Annotated in this window: 16 protein-coding genes; 9 read left to right on the forward strand and 7 right to left on the reverse strand. The window is 37.3% G+C overall.

From position 1 onward, the window contains the following. Window positions 1-67 precede the first annotated feature (67 nt). Window positions 68-430: a hypothetical protein gene (locus tag KO521_RS07445; protein ID WP_215939264.1), complete on the reverse strand. Its 363-nt coding sequence runs from the start codon at window positions 428-430 to the stop codon at window positions 68-70. A gap of 134 nt (window positions 431-564) precedes the next feature. Beyond that, a complete protein-coding gene (locus tag KO521_RS07450) occupies window positions 565-1,257 on the reverse strand; it encodes a nitroreductase family protein (RefSeq protein ID WP_215939265.1) in 693 nt (230 codons plus the stop codon). Between the two features lie 340 nt (window positions 1,258-1,597). Here KO521_RS07450 and KO521_RS07455 point away from each other — a divergent pair, with 340 nt between their 5' ends. Further along, a complete protein-coding gene (locus KO521_RS07455) occupies window positions 1,598-2,398 on the forward strand; it encodes a DUF6503 family protein (protein ID WP_215939266.1) in 801 nt (266 codons plus the stop codon). An 84-nt stretch (window positions 2,399-2,482) separates the two neighbouring features. On the opposite strand, the gene KO521_RS07460 is transcribed toward KO521_RS07455, so the two are convergent. The 3 genes from KO521_RS07460 to KO521_RS07470 all read right to left on the reverse strand — a co-directional run bounded on the left by KO521_RS07460 (window position 2,483) and on the right by KO521_RS07470 (window position 6,022). Continuing rightward, on the reverse strand, window positions 2,483-3,529 hold the full coding sequence (locus KO521_RS07460) for an alpha/beta fold hydrolase (protein WP_215939267.1): 1,047 nt from the start codon (window positions 3,527-3,529) through the stop codon (window positions 2,483-2,485). Further along, a complete protein-coding gene (locus tag KO521_RS07465) occupies window positions 3,529-4,149 on the reverse strand; it encodes a hypothetical protein (protein ID WP_215939268.1) in 621 nt (206 codons plus the stop codon). Before KO521_RS07465 ends, KO521_RS07460 begins: the two co-directional genes overlap by 1 nt. Before the next feature lie 349 nt (window positions 4,150-4,498). Further along, entirely contained in the window at window positions 4,499-6,022 is a 1,524-nt protein-coding gene (locus KO521_RS07470) for a sulfatase family protein (protein WP_215939269.1), read from the reverse strand. A gap of 425 nt (window positions 6,023-6,447) precedes the next feature. Between KO521_RS07470 and KO521_RS07475 the strand changes: the two genes are divergently transcribed. Continuing rightward, the gene (locus KO521_RS07475) at window positions 6,448-11,907 is read left to right on the forward strand and encodes a hypothetical protein (protein WP_215939270.1); all 5,460 of its coding nucleotides are present in this window, start codon (window positions 6,448-6,450) and stop codon (window positions 11,905-11,907) included. 58 nt (window positions 11,908-11,965) lie between these two features. Here KO521_RS07475 and KO521_RS07480 read toward each other — a convergent pair whose 3' ends face one another. Further along, window positions 11,966-14,014 (reverse strand): tetratricopeptide repeat-containing sensor histidine kinase, encoded by a 2,049-nt coding sequence (locus KO521_RS07480; protein ID WP_215939271.1) that lies wholly within the window; start codon window positions 14,012-14,014, stop codon window positions 11,966-11,968. Window positions 14,015-14,497: 483 nt separating this feature from the next. Between KO521_RS07480 and KO521_RS07485 the strand changes: the two genes are divergently transcribed. Continuing rightward, complete coding sequence (locus KO521_RS07485; protein ID WP_215939272.1) at window positions 14,498-15,658, forward strand: hypothetical protein; 1,161 nt, start codon at window positions 14,498-14,500, stop codon at window positions 15,656-15,658. Window positions 15,659-15,669: 11 nt separating this feature from the next. Here KO521_RS07485 and KO521_RS07490 read toward each other — a convergent pair whose 3' ends face one another. Then, a complete protein-coding gene (locus KO521_RS07490) occupies window positions 15,670-16,500 on the reverse strand; it encodes an alpha/beta hydrolase (RefSeq protein ID WP_215939273.1) in 831 nt (276 codons plus the stop codon). A gap of 383 nt (window positions 16,501-16,883) precedes the next feature. Between KO521_RS07490 and KO521_RS07495 the strand changes: the two genes are divergently transcribed. From KO521_RS07495 to KO521_RS07520, 6 genes are all read left to right on the forward strand, one after another. Beyond that, entirely contained in the window at window positions 16,884-20,216 is a 3,333-nt protein-coding gene (locus KO521_RS07495) for a DUF2126 domain-containing protein (protein WP_215939274.1), read from the forward strand. 12 nt (window positions 20,217-20,228) lie between these two features. Further along, window positions 20,229-22,790 (forward strand): circularly permuted type 2 ATP-grasp protein, encoded by a 2,562-nt coding sequence (locus KO521_RS07500; RefSeq protein ID WP_215939275.1) that lies wholly within the window; start codon window positions 20,229-20,231, stop codon window positions 22,788-22,790. A 2-nt stretch (window positions 22,791-22,792) separates the two neighbouring features. Next, entirely contained in the window at window positions 22,793-23,683 is an 891-nt protein-coding gene (locus KO521_RS07505; protein ID WP_215939276.1) for a transglutaminase family protein, read from the forward strand. A 49-nt stretch (window positions 23,684-23,732) separates the two neighbouring features. Beyond that, on the forward strand, window positions 23,733-24,458 hold the full coding sequence (locus KO521_RS07510; RefSeq protein ID WP_215939277.1) for a glutamine amidotransferase-related protein: 726 nt from the start codon (window positions 23,733-23,735) through the stop codon (window positions 24,456-24,458). A gap of 51 nt (window positions 24,459-24,509) precedes the next feature. Then, window positions 24,510-25,046, forward strand: a complete 537-nt coding sequence (locus tag KO521_RS07515; protein WP_215939278.1) for a Crp/Fnr family transcriptional regulator — start codon at window positions 24,510-24,512, stop codon at window positions 25,044-25,046. An 84-nt stretch (window positions 25,047-25,130) separates the two neighbouring features. Continuing rightward, window positions 25,131-25,559 (forward strand): DUF3995 domain-containing protein, encoded by a 429-nt coding sequence (locus KO521_RS07520; RefSeq protein WP_215939279.1) that lies wholly within the window; start codon window positions 25,131-25,133, stop codon window positions 25,557-25,559. The last annotated feature ends 53 nt before the right edge of the window (window positions 25,560-25,612 follow it).

Below are 25,612 nucleotides of genomic sequence, written 5' to 3' on the forward strand. Positions count from 1 at the left end.
AAATAAGCGTTTGACTATAGCGGATTAATATTAAATGGCTCCGGCGGAACTAACAGATATTTTTTATTTACAACAAATGCTGAATATTTTCAATATTGGCTCTATGATATGAAATGAGTCGGTTCAGAGACAGTTCGTAGCTCAACTGTTTTACGGAATCACTAAGGTCGCTTTTGACGATTTCGTCCAGATTTTCGGTCATTTGATTTACAATGGAATCTACGGTGTTGCCAGGGTTTACGTGAAGGTTTCGGAGCATTTCTGCGGTCTGTTCTTCATGCCTACAGCTAAACTTTACGTAGTTGCTCAATAACTTTTGCATTCTAGTCTTAAGAAAACTGATATCGCTTCCGTTAAAATAGTGGTTTACCTGTTTTGCGATGGCGTAGAGGTTGCTCATCTCTTTTCCTAATAAATCGTCTTTTGTCATATTTCCGGTTTAAGGTGTTGTGTCCATATTTGATGTTTATGGATATCACGGAAAATAGACGTTCGTAGCCACTTCTGCGGGCTCATTCCGTAAAAATAGTGACACTTTTAAATGAGTTCTAGAACCTATAGAAACTACTCGTAGAACTCCGCCACCTCGTCCAACGGTTTTCTTTCAATATCCGGCACGTAGGTAGGTGATTTGGGATATCCGACGGGAAGCAACAAAAAAGCCCGTTCATTACTAGGTCTGTTTAATAGCTTCGCTAAGAAATTCATGGGGCTAGGGGTGTGGGTCAACGTAACCAACCCCGCATTATGTATAGCGGTGATAAGCATGCCACAAGCAATACCTACGGATTCATTTACATAGTAGTTGTTTACTTTTTCACCGTTCTCATCCAGGTCATGGACCTTTTTAAAAACGATAATGAGCCACGGAGCAATTTCCAGAAACGGTTTGTGCATATCCGTTCCCAAAGGTTCTAGGTCCTTTTTCCAACGGTCGCTCATTCGGCTTTCGTAGCTTTCTTTTTCCTCCGCTTCGGCAGCTTCCTTAATCTTGGTTTTAAGGGCAGGGTTAGAGACGGCACAGAACGTCCAAGGCTGTTTATGGGCACCGGAAGGAGCTGTTGAAGCTGTTTTTATTAAAGTTTCTATAACTTCCTTAGGTACAGGCGTATCCGCATATTCCCGTACGGACCTTCGTTTGTTCAAATGGGAATAGAGTGCCTGACTTTGTTTTAGCAATTCTTTTTGGGATAGTATATTCTCCTGGTAGCGTACATGCTTGTGTCCATTGACTAAAATATGAGGTGTTAAAGTCATAATTGGGGTGGTTTGTTAATTATAGAATCCGATTATCAAATATATCGCTTTTTTAGGCATAGTGATGTAATCCGTACTTACGACATGCAATTGAGTTTACGCGATAATTGAGAGTAAATGCTCGTGGGCTTGGCTTTAAATAAAAATGTATTCCTTTTAAAAGCCTTGTGGGCTTGCCCCGAGGTGGTTTACTGTAGTATTTGGCTATTATATGGGGCTAATGTTAAATGCATTCGTCTGTAATTGAGATAATTAATATTAAAAATTAAATTTTCTGTAAGGTTCGTATTTGTAACGGACTAATCCGCCTATTAGAAAACAGAATTATAAAAATAATAGGATGAATACAAAATTAAAAAATGTTTTTGCCGCTACGTTAATGACCTTTGCAGCAGTTACTGCAGTAAACGCCCAGGATACAGATGCTAAAGTAATAGAATTATTAGATGCATTAGAAGAGGTAAATGGTGGTTACGGAACTTTGGCCGCTAAAAAAGATGTGGAATACCACTATGTATATGACAATTTTGACAAAGGTAAAGATGTATCAACAGAACGTTACATTTTTAACGGGGAACAGTCCTGGGGTTCTTATGACCAACATGAGATTAATCTACTACCTACACAAAAAGGTGTAGCGGTACAGTCTTTAGTAGATGAAAAACCTGCATTGACATTAGATGGAAAAGCCATTACCGATGCTAAAGCTATTGGAGGTACGGTTTTCTTGCGTAAAGTAAACTTTTACTGGTTCGCAATGATGTACAAGTTAACGAACCCAGGAACAAACTATAAATACCTTGGCACCGAAAAAGTGGGTGATGTTACCTATGACAAAATAAGCTTGACTTATAATGCCGATGTGACCAAAAAAGAGCAAAACGATGAATATATTTTGTATTTCAATCCAGAAACACACTTAATAGATCAGTTTTTCTTTTCGTTACCAGCCTTTGGTGTTAATGCCCCTATTTTAAAAATGACCTTGACCTACGAAAACGTAGATGGTGTGTTACTATCTACCGTACGTGAGAGCTATATGCCAAACAAAGAAGGGGGTTATGTTAAAGGTGGTACATACACTATGACGAACATAAAATTCAATAACGGTTTTAAGAAAGAAGATTTTCTTTTGAAATAAAATCGGTACCCTATAAATTATAGAAAGCCCAATCTAAGATTGGGCTTTTTTTGTACCGTTTATTAATCAAACTCTGCAACTTACTTATTTAATTCTATCAATGAACTCAAGTATCTTCTCTGCAAACAACTCCTTTTCACTGGCCATAGGACTATGGCCTGAACGTTCAAAAACCAGAAGTTCTTTATCTTCCGACCCAATATTAGCTAATGCCTCTTCCGCAAACTTAGAAGGAACTATCAAGTCATGCTTTCCAGTAATAATCAAAGATGGAATCGTAATTTCAGAAAGTCTATCGGTATATGATATATCTTCCCAAAGGCCATTGTTCGTTAGGATTTTTAAAATTTGGCCAGAGTTCCATAAGGCCATGAATACGTTGTAGTTAACGCCAATTTCATCTTCCCAATTTTCTTCGTTTATAAAATCATCTTCTACAAGTTGTTCTTCTGCCGTAAAAGCTTCACGATTTAGATCAAAAAAATTGTCTTGATCATAACTCGGTGAAACGCTATCCGTTAACTGCAAAACTGTTTCCCAATAGTCAAGGCTATTACCCAAAGCTATTTGTTCGTTTGCTATTTTTGCATGGTTGGTAATATATTCCAAATACATTGCTTTAGGGTCGTGAGCCCCATCAACATCAATCCAACCCATAAACTCATCTTGATCTTTCAATAGGGTAGCGGTACCTAAGGTGCCTCCCCAGCTATGGCCCATTAAAACTAATTTAGAATCGTCTCCATATTTTTCTTTTATCACCTTGGCCAATGCTAAAACATCCTCGGCCATTAGATCTACAGTAACCTCTTTTTCTAAGTACTTGCCTTGAGAAACACCAGAACCGCGTTGGTCAAAATACACTACGGCATACTTTTCTTCAATTGTTTCTATAAAGGTTTTTGTCCTATAGGTCAAGCCAAAACCTCCCGGACCTCCGTTCAATACAATCAGAAATATTTTTTCTGTGGCGTTGCCATGAACATAAGCGGGCATATCTGCATTTTCATGACGCACAAAAAAAGTTTCGCTTAAATTATCTATCTCATCATCATTAGAACAAGAGAAAAGACTGAACAATGCAACTACTAGTAGAAGTGGCTTCATAAGATTTAAAGTATATCTGTGCATTATTTTTTCTTTTTAAAATTAAAACGATAGCCATATTCCAAAGAAACGACTGGTAGAGAACCTGCGTTATAGTCTGTACGCACAGAAAAATTTACGTTAAAATATCGCCCTGTGAGCTTTTTACCTTTTCGTTGTTTTCCAAAACCAATGGAGAGTGAGGGTGAGTAATACCCTCTACCTGCTAGGAAAACTTTATCTACATTATCTCCGTTTACTTCATATGTTTCCGGTAAAAAGGATCGGTAATATCCCAAAGGATTAAATTCCACACTGATTTGTTTCCCCTTGTGGTTCGTTCTGCGCCACGTTAGTCCGTAGTTCGTAAAAAGACCTGTATTTGTTTGGTTAAAAAAATTGGTGGTAGCGCCCAAGTTTCCATTTAATAAAAATTGGTGTGTGATGGTCTTGTTGCCTTTTTTTCGTTCTTTGATCCTTGAATTTTCTTTCCATAGATACTCGGCACCAACGTTAATTCCGTTGTTCCATAGGATGTTACCAAAATAACCTGCTTTGAATTCCGTGCGGTCTAAAAAAGAGTTCGGCATTTTTGTTTGTTCTTCTTTTTGGGCCTGCAAATGGGTACAACCTAAAAAAAGAAATAGGGGTAGATGTTTTATCATTTCTTGATTTTTGAGTCGTAAATATATAGGGCGAAGAATAAAATAAATGCTAATTGGGATATCGTTAAGTGGTAATTAACAGTAATTTGTGAGAACTTTCTTCTTGTTAATTAATGAATTACGACCTAATAAAAAGCTTTTTCCAGTCATTTAAATAGGCTTATTAAATTGAATTATTGTACCAAACACAATAGAATAAAAAACCTTAAGTGTTACTGCCCGTATACGGATTTTATGAAAGAAGACGTTCTTTTGAAATAAAACAATTGCGTTACAAATTATAAAAGCCCAATCTTAGATTAGGCTTTTTTGTGGGTCATATTTTATCACTTATTTCTATCGGATTGTACTAGTCAACAAAATCAGGATTCACCAAAACTCTACCTTCTTTGCGAGCTTTCATATAAACTGCTTTAGAGGGTCTTGGGCGTATGCGATATTTGGTAGGCAAGCCTGTTTCCCTGAAGAAATCGTCCGGAGTTCTTTCCGTAGGAAGTACATCATTAGTGGCGGTTCTGATTTTCTCCAATCTAGATTTTAAATCCTGCAATACGCCGCTGTATTCTGGGTTGCCTGCCAGGTTGTTCAGTTCGTTGGGGTCTTTGATGATGTCAAAAAGTTCATCGGTATCCCTAGGGGTAATAAAGCATTTTAGTTGCGCTTCGTTTAAGGTCCCTTTTTCTTTTTCCTCAAGCATGCTTTGCCAACCCAAACCTCTAATAATATCCGCCGAAGGTGTATTCGGTAAATCTGCATAGTAATTCTTTATGTACTTAAATTGTTTGGTACGTACTGCTCTGGTATAATCTTCATAATCATGAAAATGGTCTTCGGCATATATTTCATCGCGAATCGCTATATCATTGTTCTCCAATAAGGGCATAAAACTAAGGCCGTCAAACTCCTGCAAGGGTTCTAATCCTGCCATTTGCATAAAAGTTGGTGCTATATCCACAGAGCTAACCAATTCCGTATTGGTTTGTCCGCCTTTAATTTTTGCGGGCCATTTAATGATCCAAGGGGTTTTTATACCGCCTTCGTATAAGGTAGTTTTATCTCTTGGGAAAGCTCTCCCGTTATCCGAAACAAAAAGTATAATGGTATTATCGGCTACGTTCTGCGCTTCTAATTCCGCCACTACTTTACCGATATACTCGTCCATTCTAGAAACCTCATCGTAGTACAGAGCAAAGTCCTTTTTAACCCCGTCCGTATTAGGTACATAAGGCGGTAAAATCACATCTTCCGGTCCGTGTGGATTTTCAATAATGCCCTCATAAAAAGGTCTGTGGGCATCAGCAGAGGCTAACCACGTAAAAAACGGCTGGTCTTTAGGTCTTTCTTGTAATAGCTTGATCCAATCATCACAACCACTACCATCGCCAACTAATCTTCTGTCCAGACCTTTTAATCCAATGTTGTCATTCCATTGCATTTCCCACAACACATCAAAATCATCGTTTACGGATTCGCCAAGGTGATATTTTCCGGCCAAACCGGTCCAGTATCCGGCATTTTTCAGCTCTTGAACAAAGGTTTTTTTGTCTTCCGGTAATGGCCAAGCCAATTGTTCGGCATCCGTATTATGGGGGTATAGTCCAGAAATAATACTGGTTCTACTTGGGCTACATGAGCTTGTGGTTAAAAAGGCATCGGTAAATAACATACCGTCTTTTGCCAATTGGTCCAAATTGGGCGTTCTAATATTCTTATGGCCGTATGGGCCAATATCGTTCCAATTAACATCATCGGCAATAATGAAAACAATATTGGGTCTTTGGGTGGTTTCGCTTGCTGTTTTACCTTCCTGACTATATAATAAAAAGGGTAGCAATAAAAAGGAAAAATAAGTAAAAAAGGTATGATAACTCATGAGTCTTTAAGGTTAGTTCAGATACGAATGTTCATTACATTGAACAGCACAAAATACGTTAAAAAAAACAATTGTAAAATATACACGTTTTAATTTATAAAAGTTTGAAATCACTTTAAGCATTGTCATGCATTGGTGAAACAGGTATTTTATCGGATGCTAACCGTAAACATTCGGTTTCTGAGTGCATAGCTAAGAAGAATGGGTGTGGTTATTTAAGGTAAATCAAATACTTATAGCATATAACATCTTTTTTTTTATCCGTTAAAAGGTATTAAATGTTCGTTAAAAGGCTGTTTACCACAAAACTCCCTTAGTAGCCAACATAGAGTGTGGGATCCTAGTATAAACTTTTAAATTTGGTTGTTAACCACCAAAGCTACAATTGACTATTAGCTACAAAATAAGGGGTAATACCAAAGTATATGTATTATAGCGTAAAAGAATATTTAAAAAAGACAGCTTTTATAGGGGTCTTCCTGCTTTCCTTTTTTAGTTATTCGCAGTCCTTTTTGATTTCCTTTCCAGAGGCACCGGAAAATGCTACGGTGTGTAATCAGGCAAGTCTTTTGACGGTAAAAATGAACGTGATCGAAGCCTCCGCAACAGGCGCAACAGTTACCATAGATTTGGCCGATGGTATGCAATATGAAGTTGGGTCGGTTTTAAAAATAGGAGGAACAAGTAGCTTAACCATTTCAGATAATGGAGGGACTGCAAATCAACCTATTTTTACTATAGGACCAACCAACTTGGCCGTTGGTAATTTTATTGAATTTACTATCCTGAGAAAAGCTTATTGTGATGCTTATTCCAATGTACTTAACGGTAATGTTTTTGTAGATAAGGTAATTGGTGACATAAATGGTTCCGTATCCGATGAGGAAACAACGCCTTATACCATTAATTACCCTTCGCTAACATTCGTTCAGCCCCAAACATTAAATGATGCGCTGATCAATGATGTTCGTAGTAGAACTTTTAGTATAACCAATGGTGCAGATGGTTGCGCCAATGCCGTACATTTTACCATTGATTATAACGGTACTGGAATTGAGCAACAAAATCTAACATTGGGCGGAAACGTTATAAGTCCATCCTCGGTGGTAGGCTCTGTTTATAACTACAGTATTTCAGGTACGGATCTTACGGCTGATGGCCAGTTGTGCAATGGGGAAACATTGACTTTTACTGAAACTATTGAAATTAAAACGTGTAGTCCTGTTACGGATTATCAAACTGGTTGGGGCTGTAATTCGGATCCTGTAGATTGGTGTACAACAGTTAGCGGTACAGGGGGAATAAACATGGCAACGGGGACACCTGATTTTCAATCCAATAGAAATACAAAAATTGGTTATGTGGATATGTGTACGCCTTTTAAAGTAGAGGCGGAATATGTAAATGCAGGTACGGGAGATTCAAATGCCGCTACCATGTACAACTTAAAACTATTAAAAGGAAGAGGTACGGGCAGCTTATCCTTAACACCGTTGAGTACCATATATTCAATTTCCAATGCTACATTAAATTCGCAAAGTGTACCGTGGGTGTATGTAGGTAGAAAATTAACTGTAGACTTAGAGGATTATTTTACCACCGATCCAGACGGTGCCGGTGTGGGTCTAGATGACATTGATGGGGATGGTTTTTATGATGATTTACCAAAAGATTCTAAAGTTTCTATTGTGGTAGATGTAGCCATTAATTGTTCCCCTACCTGTGGAGTAAGCACGGTAATGGATAATTTTGCTGGATCAGTAATATATAGTACTATGTGCGATGAGACAGAGGTTTCATCACAACGTTTATATGCCCAAGGGTCCTCTTTGGCATATACACAATCTGCCTTTGTAACTACAGGTTACATTCCTGCAAACATTGATAATAACGTTCCTTTTAGAACCAGATTAAGTATTGGGTATTATAGACAGAAAGATGATTTTGACGATGCCAGTTCCAGATATGTATATGAGCTTACACTACCTCCTGGTGTTTCGGTATCTGGAACGGGTAACGTAGAATGGTTGTATGGCGAATTTCCAGGTTCGGGTAGTCCCGTTTCTTCTAGTTATACGCAATCAGGGAATATAGTCACTATAACATCACCCAACAATAATATTGGCTTTGCTTTAATTGATTTGGTTTATGATTGTAGTGCGGGTTCCGATCTTTCTTTGAGCTATAAATTCAAAAAAATAAACAATCCGGCTACAGGCTGTTCTTGTAAAGGAGAGCTTGCTTGCGGCACCCTGACCACCAACGCCAGTTGTCCTAGCACCTGTGTCATAGGGCCAACTAGCGGTATACCCATTGTAAGACGTGCCGATAATTCTTTAGGTTGGACCAATAGTTCCATGTCTACCAAGCAAGTAGCCGCCAATATAAGTGCATACGACTTATCCAAGGCATTATATTTAGATGAAATAGAACTACATGGCAACGCAATACAAAATGGGCCTTCTGCTACTTTAGGGGCCCGTTTGGTTTTAGATAAAATAAATGCCTCTACAAATAAAATAACGCCTTTAGAGGTAGATGTAACGATAAAAAGAAATGGTACCACGGTTTCTAACGGAACTCTTACCAATTTCTCTATGGCCAACTCAACTACCGCGGACCAAATAATAGATTGGAACTTAAGTGCCTTAATTCCTACTGGCGGATTATTGAATGGTGATGAAATAGAGACTATCTCCAGGTATCAAGTTACTTCTAATAGTATGACACAACATGATGTGCAATCTGGTGGACAATGGTATTTTTATAATACGGATGGCGTAACAGGCGATCAATTGTATTGTAATTTTTTTACCCCGGAAATGTATTTGGTAGGTACCCGGAGTTTAATAGGTACAAACACTTATTCTACCTACGGTTGTGATATAAGCTCCTTAGGCGGAAGCACTAATTATTTGGCGCGAAGATTTGATACGGCAGGGTTTTATTACCAATCCGAATATAGACCTGTAATGTACGTGGAATCCATAGAAGCCGTAATTCCACCTGGATACGAGTTGATAGAGGCAACCATTAGTGGCGGTGGGGTGTTAACTGCCAATACAGTTTCGGGCAATACGTATACGTTCGATAACCCCGGAGATTGGCCGGGAGTTGGCTTAACGGTTACCAATGCCTACGGAAGACTTTATCCTTTTAAAGTAAGGGCTACCTGTAATACCGAAAGAACAGAACCTATAAGGTTCAATTTCAAAATTAAAGATTATTACTATCACTATGCAGATGATGATCCATCAAGTACCGAATATGAAATTATACAAACAAATGCCAGAACCATTACACATTATGAACACCCGGAAATAACACTTACCAATCAAACAGGAGCAATCCAAGCCTCCGAACCTATTGAAAGTTGGGTGGTGCGCATGGCCAATTCAGGCTCCAAAACAGCGCCATACAATTGGTTTTCAATAGATGATGTTCCTAACGTACAGATTGAGAGGGTAGTGGATATGGCTACAGGTCTTGATGTAGCACCTACAGCATATCCCGGTGGAAATCTCTATCAATTGGGAACTACAGGTTTAACAAGCAGTAGTTATAAGGATTATAGAGTGGAATTCTCATATGCCAGTTGTGTAGAGACTACCTTGAAAGTTTTGGGCGGATGGAACTGTAATGAATACCCAACAGATCCCAACGTAGAGACCTGTAGTAAGGAAGAGCTAGACCTTATTTTTACCCCGGCAAGTGGCGAAGTAGAAATCATTTCTATTGAAGAGCCCAATACGGCAATAGATATTTGTACACCTCTGGATTACGCTTTTAATATAAATTCCGTTCAATCCGGTAATATAAAGGATGTGATGTTCACCATTATAGCTCCACAGGGAATGAATCCCGTTTCCGGGAGTTTTGAAGCTGAATATCCGGTAGGTTCAGGAAATTGGGAAGTGATTGGTGTAAGTTCAAACACAGGTTCCAATTATATATTCAATTTAACCCAGCATACCCAATTCCCTACTTTAGGATTGCCCGGAACTTTGAACGATGGCGGTAATGCCAATAGCAGATTAATGGCTACACGTTTTAAAATGACATCTGATTGTAATTTTGTAGCGGGTTCGAACTTTCAGGTTTCCGCATCGGCAAATAATATATGTGGTACGCCGGCATTGGGTAACAGTTTAGAATCACAGACCGTATCTACCAACGTTTCTGGTGTAGCGGCAGATTATTCCGTAGTTACGGATGTAGACATAGTTTCCGGTAGTTTTGATAATTGTGGTACTCCTGTAGTCATGGAGAACACGCAAACTATTATTACCTCTGAACCTATTGGCTCTAATGGGTTTGTTGAAATAGAATTACCGGTAGGTTATTCCTATGCGGCCAACTCTTACACCTGTACCTCTAGTTTATGTGCCACTTTTGATAGCGTTAGTACAAATACAAACGGAAGGGAAGTTATAAAACTCACTATTCCGCCCGGAATGGTTTCTGGGGATTTCTTTGGTTATACCTATGAACTAACAGAAAACACATCTGGTTTTATTAGCTGTGGTAACAAAACAATAACTATCACATCTTTAGATGAAACCCAAAATATATCCTGCTCTACGGAGTCTGGCGGATTCTGTCCGGTACTTTCCGTACAAACAGGTGAATACGATTATAACTTTAGTGTGGACCGCGCAAGCTTACAAATCACGTCCACAGCTACAAATGCACAATTGTCGGGTACAAATGAATCTGTTGTTACTACTTTTGATATTGAGAATACATCTGTATTTGATATTGCTGTAGGAACTACCGTTGAAGCTTTTTATGATGCGAACCAGAATGGCATTTATGATGCATCTGAAACTATTTTAGACGATAAAACACTTACCGTAGGCATAACAGCGGGCAATACGCTATCAGAATCCCTTAGCTTTACTATTCCGGCTTCGCAGGTGTGTAATGTGGTATTGGCTGTACGAACCAGCGAAAACCGCTGTTTCTGTGCAGATGCCTATACATCTATGATGTCTCCCACATCCCTAACCGGTGCAGCTGGTACGGACAAAGAAGTCTGTGAAATAACAAGTAGTGTTGCTATGGGTAATCCAAATGCTGCGTATACGTACCAATGGGCAGGTATATCGCCAGTGGAGACCGGATATTTAGATAATTCGTTATCAGGAAGTCCTATTTTTGAATATAATGGTCCAAAATTAACAACACCCATAAATTTAGTATATACCGTAACCGTTACGAGACCAAATGGTTGTAGAAGTACGGATACGATGACGGTAACTGTAAATCCGTCTCCGCAAGCGGCTGTAAATACTACTGATGCGAGTTGCGGATTAGATAATGGGAGTATTGAACTTGTATTTAGGGACTACCCCCAAGAAACTTGGATTGAATTTAGTTTGGATAATGGCAGTACCTACAGGTCTCAAATATCAGATGCCATGGGTAGCATTACCTATTCGGGTTTAGCTGCCGGAACTTATAGTTTATGGGCACGTTGGGGAGATAATTCTTGCCCGGTGAATTTAGGAAACCATACGATAAATACCACACCACAAGTTAATTATACCACACAGCCAATAGACGAAATAATACTAGTAGGTCAAGATGCTATATTCTTTTCAAATATACAAAATGCCAATACTTACCAATGGCAGGAAAGTACGGATAACGGAGCTACATTTAGTGCCATTACAGATGGATCGGAGTTTTCAGGAACACAGACCACTTCCTTGACTATATTAAAGCCAGGAATGGCTAAAACCAACAACCAATACCGTTTACTGGCTTCTAACTCCAATACGCCATTATGTGCGGCAATTTCTTCTAATACTGCGCTATTGACCATAAAATTGCCCAATGTTATTACTAACAGAAGAATTACGCATAGGGTAAAAAAGCAATAATGTAATTATGGTATACAGCTAAACGATATTAGGGTTTTGTGCTATACACCATCTTATTTTATGAGCTAAAAGGAACCGTAAAGAAGATAGAGGTTCCCTTATGTAACTTACTTTCCGCCCAAATGGTACCACCATTGCTTTCTACCATTTCTTTACTTAGTGACAAACCTAAACCCGAACCTTTTTCATTATTGGTGCCATGGGAGGTTTTTGTATTGTTCTTATCAAAAAGATTTGATTGGTTTTCCTGCGCCATACCAACACCGTTGTCCTTAACTTCAATTCGATATTTACGGTTCATCTCTACCACATTAATATTCACTTCGCCATTTTCATTAGTGAACTTTACAGCGTTGCTTATTAAATTTCTTAGGACAATATCTATAAGATCGCGATCACTGAAACTTATGATGTTTTTAGGGATATTATTAAAAAGAGTTATTGACTTTTTGTTTGCCAAGGGCTTCATTAGCTCAATATTTTCATTAACTAATACTCTTATATCTACATTACTTGGTTTAATTATAGTTCCGTTCAATTGTGTTTTGCCCCATACCAACAGATTGTTGAGCATATCGGAAATCCCTTTTATATTGTGGAGGGCCTTAGGTAGAACCATGTCTATTTGTTCTTTGGACAAACCATTTTCAACATATAGATTCAGTAAGGAATGAAATGAGTTTATAGGACCTCTTAAATCATGTGCAATAACAGAGAACAGCTTGTCTTTAGTCTCGTTAGCCTCCTGTAGTTCCGCTTCACGTTTAATTAAATCTTCTTGTTTAATTTGTAATTGCTTATTGAGCTTCTTTTGAATTTTATGTGTTTTATATAAGGATATTAGAAAAATTGCCAAAACCAACGATGCTGCAAATGCAGCAAAAATGTATAGCCTTTGTTTTGCTATAGCTGATTTGTTTTCCTCGATCAATAACTTTTTTTGATCTTCAAATTTTATTTCACTTCTAAGAACCCCCAATCCTTTTTGATAATTCTCGGCAGATGACTTTTTGAATAGTCTTAAATATTCGGTTAAGTACTCGTACGCTTTTAAGTGTTCTCCTTTTTCATGATAAATTTGAGACAACACAAAATTAGACTCCATGAGATCAGTAAATACTTTTAGTTCTTCGGATATTTTAAGGGCTTTTAGACCATAATCCTCTGCTCTGTCTAAGTTCGATAGCCCTAAAAAAGACCTTGCCATACCCATATAAGTTCTAGCATAACCAATATTCAAATCAATTTCATCAAAAATTTTCAAAGCTTTCTCAAACCATTCTTGAGCTTCTTTATAATTATGCTGATTGAGAATAATACTTCCTTTTTCATGATAACTATATCCCAACCAATCAAAATGATCGGTTTCTTTAAAAATGTTTATACAATCATCTACATTTTTACTGGCCATAGCATACTTCTCTTGTTTATTATACATTACAGCCATATTTAGCAATGTCTGGGCAAGAGCAATATCCAAATTGTTTTTTATACTAATTTGACGCGATTTTTCATTGAATAACAAAGCCGTGTCATAGTCTTTATTATCATCATACAATAAGGCAATATTATCATTAATTGCCCCCATCATGTAAACATCGTTAATTTTTTCAGCAATTGGCAACGCCTCTAGAAATTTGGTAAGAGCTATTCCGTTTTTCCCTTCTTGCCATAGCGCAAGTCCTATGAAATTTAAAGCATTGAGCTTCTCTTGTAACAAGTTGTGTGTATTTGCTATAGCAAGAGATTCTTTTAATTTTGAATTAGCTAAATCTAGATTTCCCCTATCCGTATAATAATTTCCTAAACCATTCAATGCACCACACTGTCCTTTAAAGTAGTTTAATCGCTTACTCAAATCATAAGCTTCATCTAGAAAAACTGTTGTACTATCGGGTTTGAATAAATAGGAGTCATTTCCTAGCCTAATAAGTAAGTCTATATACTTTTCACTTTCTGCATTAAAGTCTTTAGATGCTTTCATTCGCTTAAGTTCGGCCAAGTCTTCTTTATACGTTTGCTCTGGAATAGTAGTATAAGAAGATGCATAGAATGCTATAATAAGCAGCATTATACAGCGTAACTCATAAAGTATGGAGTACTTCATCAATAGATATTGAATTAAGCAGATTTTAGTGGTCTGTTTAATATTAAATTAATTATAGCATTAGACGAATAGAATATAATAGAAGGGTTTTGTCAACTTTCTATAATTTAAAAGCATTATTGATAAAACTGACTATTAAAGTATTATTTTCCTTACATAACCGTAAATTAAGTAAAAAATGTAGCGAATAATAAAATATACTGTATTAATTGGATTATTCTATGAATGTGGTAAAAAGGAATGAAAAATATTGCAAATCCTAGTGGTTATCTTTAAATACTCTATAAAGTTGAATTATCTATTTGTTTCTAAAACCTTATTTTTTGATTGGGCAAGGAAACTATGTTATTGGCACTCCTTATTTGAGTGAAAATAAAAATAAACATGCGTAAATGTTTACAATGGCCAAAAAAAAACATTAATTACAAGATTGTTACCTTAATAGCCTAACTAATAATAGTTTAACAAGAATAAACCAACACTATGAAAACCAAGAAATCTGTATTAATTCTTTTTACATGTACGCTCTTTCAAATCTGTTTAGCACAACAAATAGAAAATTACACGAAAGGGGAAATAGAAATTAAAGTCGCTTCTTTTGGATATGAAAACCCTTTAACGGTAGGCAAGGTTGCCGAAGATGGGAACATCCATTTTACTTGGCCAGAAATCAACCTTGATACCATAGAAAATAGCGATATGTACATGACATCAATTCAAGAAATGGCAGGAGGTTCTTTTTGTAAGGACCCTGATGCACTTTTCTCTAATGAAAATGCAAAATTGGTTAAAGTAGATTACATCGATGTTCATAAGTATGGTCAACGCGTAGGAACCATAATACCTTCAACACAGAAGGATCAAAAGCATAGAAAGGATCAACTGGGAACGACCCTATATTGGGTATTTAGTGATTCAGAAACTAGTGCAAATACAACTTGTGTAGAAAAAACGGAATGGGAGGGAGCCTACAGTTTTGATAAAATAACCACATATGACCTTCAGTTTTCAAAAGGATGGAATCTAGTGTCCACTACTTTGGAAGAAATGGAAGAGTGGGATAATGGCACAGAAAAGGGCAGTTTGCCAAAAATCATAAAAATTAAATCTGTAGATAAAATTCCGGACAGTATACATTGGTATCTAAACTACTGGGCAAATGATGAGCTATTGGAAAAAGAGCAGCAACTTATGATGCTTAAGCCAATTGCAAAGGAGAAATATGAAAATTGGTTACCCAAGAAGTTAGGAAATTTTAGAAGGACCAGCTATGAAATCGGTAAAGAACTGGAGCGTTTGCCAACAACTAACAATATAAATATGATTTTTGAAAAAGGACAGAAAACAATAGAACTTACCATTGTAGATTGTGCTGCTGATAAAAAAACTGCAAACATGTTTACTTTAATGGAGGACATGGCAAGTCGTGATTGGAGGGATAAAACAGAAACAGGGTATAAAAGTGCTGCTAAAATCGATGATACACGTGTAATGACCGAGTTTAACGAAAAGGAGACAAAAACAACTTTAAATTATAATGCCAACGACCGTTTTTTGGTGGGGGCAGAAGCTATAGGTAGCACTCCTGAAGAACTCTGGGAATATTTAAAAACACTACAATTAGAAGTGCTATTGGAAGATTAAACTTAGGTTTACTAATTTTCAGTCCATAACCAACTTAAGGATTCAGCAAAAATTGCGCCGCCATGTTCTCCGTTGTGACCGCCATCACCACCAACGAATTTATAGTCATAGTCTCTAAATTTTAAAGAAGATTGCATTTGTAAATTGCTTAACCACCAATTACCTTCATGATTATTCTGGTCATTGGTGCCGCTTTGTAGAAATACCTTAATGTCTCTTTTGGTTGATTTTCGTACCAAACCTGGATACCGGTGCCCACCCCTTAAATCCACAAAACTACCTACGTGGCTCATCACCTTATGAAAATAATCTGGTCGTTCCCAAGCTGCGGTAAAAGCACATATTCCACCAGATGATTGTCCGGCAATGGCTCTCATTTTCCGGTCTTGCGTTAGGTTATAGTCTTTTTCTATGTGAGGTATAAATTCCTCAATTAAAAATGTGGCATACCGGTTGTCCATAACATCATATTCAAAGCTACGATTTCTGTTTTTATAGGGTTGATCAGGAAAATTAGTATCATAATGCCCAGGATTCAAGAACAGTGCGATAATTACCGGTATTTCTTTAACATTGATAAGTGAATCCAAAATAGTAGGGGTTTTATAATAGCCGTCTTCTTTTACATAGGCATGACCATCTTGAAAAATCATTAATGCCGCGGGTTTTTTAGCATCGTATTGAGCAGGAACATATATATAGTACTCACGATGGTTCTGGTAAAAATCACTTTTCCATTCGTGTTTGGTCACTGTTCCTTTTGGTATTTCTTTCTGACTAAAACTTAGATTTACTACAAAAAGGAAAAAAACTGATACTACTATAGTTTGGTGTAATGGCATTGGATACCTGTTTAAATTTCTATTCTTAAATAAACTTACAAGTTATAATTATTTTTAATCTATAGAAATAGGGGAGATGCGTCCTCTTCAGATAAAAGAACAAAACTAGGTTGCTTTTTATCCTTAAACTGCTAATCCAATTATAATAATAGCATTGAATAATGTTTTTTTTAGATGTGGAAGGTTGTCCATTACCAGGTAAGTCCCATTTTTCATTTCATCTGTTTTTAATAAAATAGCAATAGAGCAATTAACGTATAAAATATTAGCAATCATCATTCTAATAGTGCTAGTTAGTGTTTTTTATGTAAAAATTTGAACCAAGTAGCTATCAACCTTAAATTAGTCGCTATCTTAGGATGTAACGAATTTAATTTTACTAGATGGCACTTAAAGTTTCGATCTCACATAAAACAACCTATAAATATGACCGTAGAATTAATCTTTCACCTCATATTTTTAGGCTAAGACCCGCGCCACACAGTCGTACCCCTATTGAAGCTTATTCAATTAAAATTAAACCTGAAAACCATTTTTTCAATTGGCAACAGGATCCTTTTGGTAATTATTTAGCACGTATTGTATTTCCTGAGAAAACGGATTTCCTATCCGTAGACATTGAGATTATTGCCGATTTAAAAACTATAAATCCTTTTGATTTCTTTGTTGAGGAAGCGGTTGAAAAATATCCTTTTTCCTATTCGGAAGAATTAAAAAAGGAACTTTTGCCTTATCTAGAGATTACGGAGAAAGGTCCGTTATTAAAGGAATGGGTAGATAAAATAGATAAGAAAACCCCTAAGAGAAGTATTGATTTTCTAATTGATCTTAACAGTAGCCTGTACAATCATCTTAATTATACGGTACGTATGGAGCCTGGCGTGCAGTCTTGCGAACAGACCTTAGATAAAAAATTGGGATCATGTAGGGATTTCGCGTGGCTTTTAGTGCAGACCTTAAGACATTTAGGCCTTGCGGCACGTTTTGTATCAGGTTATTTGGTGCAATTAAAATCTGATGAAAAATCATTGGACGGTCCTTCTGGCCCAGAAGAAGATTTCACGGATTTACACGCATGGACGGAAGTATATTTACCTGGTGCAGGTTGGATCGGATTGGATTCCACTTCCGGTCTTTTGGCAGGAGAGGGCCATATTCCATTGGCCTGTACACCTTCTTTTGAAAGTGCCGCACCGGTATCTGGATTGACAGATCCTTGTGAAACGGAATTTATATTCAATAATTCAGTTACCCGAATTTTTGAATCACCAAGGGTAACAAAACCATATACGGAAGACCAGTGGAACGCTATATATGACTTAGGTTTTAAAGTGGAGGAGCAGTTACAAGAAGGAGATGTTAGATTAACAATGGGCGGTGAACCTACTTTTGTTTCCATAGATGACATGGAGTCCAAGGAATGGAACACCGCTGCTGACGGAGAGCATAAAAGAAAATTGGCTAGTGAGCTTTCAGTAAGTTTAAAGAATGCATTTGGTAAAGGTGGCCTGTTGCATCACGCACAAGGAAAATGGTATCCTGGAGAGCCCTTACCACGCTGGTTAATAGGAATACATTGGCGGAAAGATGGTGAAAAAGTATGGAATGACCCTAAACTGTTAGCCTCATTTGCCGAAACTTATAAATTACCCGAGGATATAACCAGCAGCTTTTTAAAGAAGTTATCCAAAAAATTAGGTACTACAGATACAAGTATCATTCCCGCTTATGAAGATGGGTATTATTTCATGCGCGAAGAAGGAAAACTACCGGTTGATGTTGACCCTAAAAAATATTCTAAAAGCGATGAGGGCTTAAGACGCAAGCTTGGCGAGATTTTAGAACAGGGTGTTGATAAGATTATTGGTCATGTGTTACCATTAGCAAACAAAGACTCACAGTGGATTACCAATCCATGGGAGTTCCGTTTAAAATATCTATATCTTATTCCAGGTAATTCACCAATTGGTTTACGATTACCGTTGGGTTCATTACCAGAAGATCCAGAAGTACCTTCTGAACCTACTGCAGAACCAGAAATGTTCGAGACTAAACCAAAACTGAAACCTTATGGTTACCAACTGAAACAACGGACAAAATCAACTTCAAAAAAAGCAAGTTTAGAAAAACAGCCTTATGTGCGTACCGCCATTTGTGCAGAGGTAAGAGAAGGTAAGTTATTTCTTTTTCTACCGCCTTTGGATACTGCAGAAGACTTTTTGGATTTAATTGCCAGTATAGAAGCAACCGCCAAGGAATTGGATGTGCCTGTTATTTTAGAGGGTTACGAACCACCAAGAGACAACCGTTTAGAGGTTCTTAAAGTTACTCCTGATCCAGGGGTTATAGAAGTAAATGTACATCCGGCAAAGAACTGGAAAGAGCTTACGGATAACACCTTATTATTGTATGCCGAAGCTAAAAAATGCAGATTAGGAACAGAAAAGTTCATGCTGGACGGGAAACACACGGGTACAGGTGGCGGAAACCACGTTACTTTAGGTGGTGTTACCCCAGCAGATAGTCCGTTGCTCAGAAACCCTCAGTTGCTTCGTAGTTTACTTACGTTTTGGCAACATCACCCTGGTCTATCCTATTTGTTTTCAGGAGCCTTTATTGGTCCCACAAGTCAAGCGCCACGTGTAGATGAAGCTAGACTAGAAAATTTATACGAACTGGAAATCGCTTTTTCTCAAATCCCAGATGATGAAGAGGTGCCGTTTTGGTTAACGGACAGGCTTTTTAGACACCTGTTGACAGACATTACGGGAAACACCCATAGGGCTGAATTTTGTATCGATAAATTATATTCCCCAGATAGCTCATCAGGTCGTTTAGGCATTTTAGAGCTTCGGGCTTTTGATATGCCGCCGCATGCGCAAATGAGTTTAATGCAAATGTTATTGGTGCGTACGCTTGTTGCTTGGTTCTGGAAAAAACCGTACAAACACAATTTAGTGCGTTGGGGTACTGAGCTACATGATAAATTCTTGTTGGAACATTATGTAAAAGAAGATATTAAGGATATTGTAGAGCAACTGAATGACGCGGGTTATCCGTTTCAATTGGATTGGTTTGATCCTTTCTTTGAGTTTAGATTCCCTCTTTATGGTATGGTTGAAATTAATGCCATGCAAATTGAACTTCGTATGGCCATTGAACCTTGGAACGTACTTGGAGAGGAGATGACAGGAGGAGGAACCTCTAGATATGTTGATTCTTCTTTGGAGAGGGTTCAAATTAAGATAAACAACTTTACGGAAGAGCGTTACGTTTTAACCTGTAATGGTATAAAAATACAATTGAACAGCACCGGTGTAAAAGGAGAATATGTAGCCGGTATCCGTTATAAAGCTTGGGAACCTTGGTCTGCCTTACATCCTACATTGGGCGTAGATACACCTTTGGTTTTTGACGTGGTAGATACTTGGAACAATAAATCCATAGGTGGGTGCACCTATTTTGTGGCTCATCCAGGTGGACTCTCCTATGACAATTATCCCGTAAACAGTTATGAGGCGGAATCCAGAAGAATTAATCGCTTTTGGGATTTTGGTCATACGCAAGGAGAAATTGAACCCAAACAAGTAGTCGCTACAACAAATTTTGTGGGTAGAATGGTAGAACGTAAGGGTGCATCAACTACTTTTGACTATTCAGAGATTCCCGTAAATCCAGAATACCCCCATATTCTTGACTTACGGAAAAAGAAATAAAGCAAATTTTCAATGCCGGTGATTAGTACAACGTGGTTAAATAACTATTTTACAGATTATAAGTACGATGAAATGTTTACTCCTAATATGGATGTTAAACCCCATTGGAAAAAGCTTTTTAGTGGTCTGGGAGATTTAGGAGAAGAGGGGTTAAAGACGCGTCAAAGGGATATTGATTGGCTTTTGGCCGAGAACGGTGTTACCTATAATGTCTACAATGATCCCAAGGGCTTACACAGACCTTGGAACTTAAATGTGGTTCCATTCTTATTACATGAAAGCGAATGGAAAGTTGTAGAAGCCGGGTTAAAACAGCGAGCAGAGTTACTTAATTTAGTACTCAAAGATGTATATGGAGAGCGTAATCTTATAAAAAACGGAATCGTTCCTAGTGAAATAATATATGGCCACCGTGGATTTTTACGTCAGTGTGCCGGAATAGAATATTCAACAGAAAAGTTATTATCTATGTACGCCGCGGATATTTCCCGGGGTACGGATGGTCGTTTGTGGGTAGTAAACGATCGCGCAGAAGCTCCTTCTGGAATGGGGTATGCCTTAGAGAACAGGTCTACAACAAGTAGAATGCTTCCAGAGATGTTTTCTAAAATGAATGTAAAGGGGCTTTCTGGTTTCTTTCAAGAGTTTAATCAAATGCTAGTTGATGCTTCTCCTGAGAATAGAGAGAATCCTAATATTGTTATTCTTACTCCCGGTTCACATAACGAAACTTATTTTGAGCATGCCTATCTTGCCTCGTTCTTGGGCTATCCCCTGGTACAGGGTAACGATTTGGTGGTTCGTGACGGGTTTTTATGGATGAAATCCTTAAAGGGGTTGAAGCAGGTAGATGTTGTTCTTAGAAGAGTAGATGATGCTTATGTAGATCCACTTGAACTTAGGGAAGACTCACATCTTGGCGTTGCCGGTCTGTTGGATGTTGTTCGCAGGAATAATGTAGCTATCATTAACCCTGTGGGGAGTGCGGTTTTGGAAAATCCGGGTTTAATTCCATTTATGCCCGCAGTTGCCGAATATTTTTTGAAAGAGGATTTGATTTTGCCGCAAATAGCTTCTTGGTGGTGTGGTCAGGAAAAGGAACGTAATTATGTTTTAGATAACATTTCCAATCTTGTAATAAAAAGGATAGATCGGACCAATAGGGAAAGTATTCATTTTGGGGAATTTCTGAGTTCGGATGAAATAGAAAAACTAAAAACGGAAATAAACCTAAGACCTTATAGGTTTGTAGCTCAAGAGAAAATTAGTTTTTCCACGGCACCGAATCTCTCAAACGGAAAATTTGAACCTCGGAACTTAGTGGCCAGAACATTTTCCATTGCTACAGAAGATGGGTATTCTGTTATGCCAGGCGGTTTGGTGCGTGTAGCTCCAGACAGGGATACTGTTCGTGTTTCCAATCAAAGAGGAGGTACAAGCAAGGATTTTTGGATATTAGAAGATAGTGCCAGCACAGAAACCAAGGCACAGTACTGGCATCCAAAGCCATCTATTGGTGCTACAGGCTTAAATGATTTACCTAGTTTAACTGCAGAAAACTTGTACTGGGCAGGGCGTTATGTGGGTAGAACCTTAGTTAATGCACGCTTTTTACGAATGGTGCTGAAACAAATGGTTTTAGTAAAGAACAATAGTGAAAAACCGGACAATGAGAAGTTAAGAGTGCTTTTTAATGCCGTTACCCATCTAACCGGAACCTTTCCGGGATTCTCCGCGAAGAACAAAGAAGGGGAATATGCTATGGATGACCCGTATAAAGAGATGTTGTCCGTTATTTTGGACAAGGATAGAGCAGGTAGTTTGGCGCACACTATTAGTATGTTCAGTAATTCATATTACGCTATAAGAAATCTTTGGTCTTCTGATATGTGGCGGGTTTTTGAAAATATTCAGAAAATCTGGAGAAATTTTGAAGCGGATTCTGATCGTTCCATAAACAAAATAATCAAGGTACTTAATCAACTAATAACCCGCTTAATTGCTTTCATGGGGTTAATTGAAGAAAGTATTATGGTACAGCAAGGATTGTTGCTCTATTTCATAGGTTTGCAATTAGAACAGAGTATGTTGACCATTACTAAATGTAGGTCATTATTATCCATAAAATACGACGATCAAGTTGAGTATGAACTTCTGGAATACTTATTGGTGAGTCATGAAAGTTTAAATATTTACAGGCATAGCTATCGTTCTTATATTCAAATAGAACATGTTATTGATTTGATTATGCTTGATTTGGAGTATTCAAGGTCGTTGACCTTTATGTTCAATAGAATTCAAAAGGACATATCAAAATTACCTCATTCTAAGTCCATGCATCATTTAATGGATTATCAGAAGTATATATTAGAAGGGTTTTCCAAATTAAGATTGGCAGATTCAATACATCTTGTAGAGTCCAAATCTGTAGACGATGTGGTACGCAAAGATTTGGATAATTTGTTAGAAGAACTATCCAACCTGCTTTATGAAACATCGCAATCCATATCAAAAACTTATTTTGACCATACTACCAAGCAAAATCAATTAGTTAGACAGTCTTTTCCTATTTAGTTATGATATTCAATGTAACCCATATCACCAAATATGAATATAACGCTCCGGTTAGCTATTGTCATAATATTGCTACCCTAAGGCCCAGGGATTCTGAGGGACAGCGCTTGTTATCTTATAAAATCAATGTTGTTCCTGAGCCTGCGGAAATATCGGAACGTACAGACTTTTTTGGAAATTATTTAACTCGGTTTTCTATTCAGACCCAGCATACCGTATTAAAGGTAATCACCCAAAGTAAGGTAGAACGGGATTATACCAAGCGGCATGAATCTTTTTTCTCTGAAGCATGTAAGAGGGTTACTTTAATTGAAGCCTTAAATGCTTTGAGCAGCAATGATTCTGAAATTATAGAAGCAAAACAGTTTATTCTGGAATCTATTTTTATCCGAAGAACGGATAAAGCTATTAAAGACTACGCAGAATTATCTTTTAAAGGGAACAGATCTGTTTTTGAAGCGGCATATGAATTGATGCAACGAATTTATACCGACTTTGATTTCGTTTCTGGTTTTACCAGTATTTCTACGCCTATAGACGAGGTGATGAAAGAAAAGAAGGGGGTTTGTCAAGATTTTGCCCAGATAGCAATTGCTTGTATAAGGTCTATTGGACTGCCTGCACGTTATATTAGCGGTTATATTGAGACCTTGCCTCCAGAGGGGAAAGAGAAGCTTGTTGGGTCTGATGCCTCTCATGCATGGTTCTCTATTTATATTCCAAGTTTTGGCTGGGTAGATTTTGACCCTACGAATAACCAAATACCTTTAAATCAGCATATTGTTGTGGGTTGGGGTAGAGATTATTACGACGTTCCGCCTCTAAAAGGCGTTGTGTTTGGTAGCGGAAAAAGTAAACTTAAAGTAGCAGTTGATATTGCTGCCGCAGGTTAAATGAGAGATTCACATGTGTTTTTGTTTTTAAATTGATTAATGTATTAAGATGATTTTAATTTTAAAAACAGGTTCAACATTTGAATCCATCAAATCAAAATATGGAGATTTTGAAGATTGGATTATCCGGAAAATGAATTTAGAAGCGGGCGAATATTATATTCATCCTACAGAAGATTTTGAATCAACCCCACCTAATTTTGATTATGAGGGCATTGTTATAACCGGTTCTCATAATATGGTGACCGATATTAGTATAAACAACACAGCAATGGGCAAGTGGCTCTTAGAAGCGCACAGAAGAAGAATATCTATATTGGGCATATGTTACGGGCATCAATTATTGGGTGCTATTATTGGTGGAACAGTGCGTTATAATAGTGAGGGTTCAATTTTGGGGTCAAAGCATACCTATCTTACAGCTGCAGGTGAGAAAGACCAACTGCTAGGGAAATTACCACCAAGTTTAGAGGTGTATAAAGCGCATAAACAAAGTGTTGCTAAACTACCGGAATATGTCCAAGTCTTAGCTTCAGGTGCGTCCGGATTAATAGATGCATTTAGGCTGAACGATTATACTTGGGGTCTTCAGTTTCATCCTGAATTTGACCAAAATATCACTAGGTTATATATAGATGAATTATCTCAAGACTTAAGAAATGAAGGACAGGATTTTCAGAAATTGTACGAAAATGTTACTCATATAGACTACGGGTCGCTAATTTTAAACCGTTTTAAACAGATTGCCAATAACACTATACAAAAGGTGCTTTAAACTTAAAATCAAATCGAAAAATTAAAGCACATATTAAATTATATTCTTCCCTTGCAAGATAAGGATTGGATATCCATACAACCTTTTTTGTCGAGTATTGAATTTCAAGAGGAGCAACAGCTATTGACTCCACCGGACCTATGTAACTTCATTGCCTTTATTGATTCTGGCGCCATAAGGTCTTATCACAGAGATGATAACCTAGTTGAAACAAACCTTTTATTGAGGTCTGAAAATGAGTTTATTACGGATTATGAGAGTTTTGTAAGTCAAGAAGCGGCAACTTTGCATATTCAAGCTATAGAAAAAGGTAAAGCTATTCTTTTAGACAGAAATGGACTTTATAATCTTTATGAAACTTCTTTTTATTGGAATAAATTCGGTAGAATTATTAGCGAACAGATTTTTATAAATAGTAAAAGAAGAACGGAACAATTACTGTTTTTAAATCCAAAGGAGCGGTACCTATCGCTAATGAAAAACCATCCTGAGTATTTTCAGCAATATGCCTTAAAGCACATTGCCAGCTATCTGGGAATAACGCCACAATCGTTAAGTAGAATTAGAAATAAGCTATTGAAGCATTAATTACCCAAAGTTAAGTGATGCTTTACATTCATTTTTAGAAATTGGCCTTAATTAAAAAAAAGCTCATTTTTTAAAATCATACTTATGTTATCTATATTGTTAGCTACGATTCTATTTCTAATTTTTATTTTACTTGGCAGTTTCCATTTTTATTGGTTCTTTGGAGGTGGTTGGGGATTAGAAAAGGTTATACCAACAAATGAAAAGAAACTGAACATTCAAACAATTCCTAAAGTAGCAACTTTAATAGTGGCCATAGTTTTAATATCTTTTGGACTCATGTATGTAAATAAAACTGGTCTCATAAATTTAATTATTCCAGATTGGATAACGGTATACGGATATTGGGCTGTTCCGTTTATCTTCATTTTAAGAGCTATAGGAGATTTTAATTATGTTGGCTTTTTTAGGAGAATAAAGCATACGGAATTTGCAAAAGCAGATGCCCAATTGTTCACCCCATTATGTTTATTTATTGGGGTCATAGGCATAGTTATTCAATTAATGAGTTAAAAGCGGTTATATTCAAAATAAAAGCCGGCTCATAGAGCCGGCTTTTATTTGCT

The sequence above is a fragment of the Zobellia uliginosa genome, assembly GCF_018860745.1.
GTDB classification, from domain to species: domain Bacteria; phylum Bacteroidota; class Bacteroidia; order Flavobacteriales; family Flavobacteriaceae; genus Zobellia; species Zobellia uliginosa_B.

Bases quoted from the DNA above. Each gene is read 5' to 3' on its own strand.
- KO521_RS07470 (WP_215939269.1), bottom strand. From the start codon at position 6,022: ATGAGTTATCATACCTTTTTTACTTATTTTTCCTTTTTATTGCTACCC.
- KO521_RS07455 (WP_215939266.1), top strand. From the start codon at position 1,598: ATGAATACAAAATTAAAAAATGTTTTTGCCGCTACGTTAATGACCTTT.
- KO521_RS07485 (WP_215939272.1), top strand. From the start codon at position 14,498: ATGAAAACCAAGAAATCTGTATTAATTCTTTTTACATGTACGCTCTTT.
- KO521_RS07500 (WP_215939275.1), top strand. From the start codon at position 20,229: ATGCCGGTGATTAGTACAACGTGGTTAAATAACTATTTTACAGATTAT.
- KO521_RS07465 (WP_215939268.1), bottom strand. From the start codon at position 4,149: ATGATAAAACATCTACCCCTATTTCTTTTTTTAGGTTGTACCCATTTG.
- KO521_RS07490 (WP_215939273.1), bottom strand. From the start codon at position 16,500: ATGCCATTACACCAAACTATAGTAGTATCAGTTTTTTTCCTTTTTGTA.
- KO521_RS07510 (WP_215939277.1), top strand. From the start codon at position 23,733: ATGATTTTAATTTTAAAAACAGGTTCAACATTTGAATCCATCAAATCA.
- KO521_RS07480 (WP_215939271.1), bottom strand. From the start codon at position 14,014: ATGAAGTACTCCATACTTTATGAGTTACGCTGTATAATGCTGCTTATT.
- KO521_RS07520 (WP_215939279.1), top strand. From the start codon at position 25,131: ATGTTATCTATATTGTTAGCTACGATTCTATTTCTAATTTTTATTTTA.
- KO521_RS07495 (WP_215939274.1), top strand. From the start codon at position 16,884: ATGGCACTTAAAGTTTCGATCTCACATAAAACAACCTATAAATATGAC.
- KO521_RS07475 (WP_215939270.1), top strand. From the start codon at position 6,448: ATGTATTATAGCGTAAAAGAATATTTAAAAAAGACAGCTTTTATAGGG.
- KO521_RS07445 (WP_215939264.1), bottom strand. From the start codon at position 430: ATGACAAAAGACGATTTATTAGGAAAAGAGATGAGCAACCTCTACGCC.
- KO521_RS07505 (WP_215939276.1), top strand. From the start codon at position 22,793: ATGATATTCAATGTAACCCATATCACCAAATATGAATATAACGCTCCG.
- KO521_RS07460 (WP_215939267.1), bottom strand. From the start codon at position 3,529: ATGCACAGATATACTTTAAATCTTATGAAGCCACTTCTACTAGTAGTT.
- KO521_RS07450 (WP_215939265.1), bottom strand. From the start codon at position 1,257: ATGACTTTAACACCTCATATTTTAGTCAATGGACACAAGCATGTACGC.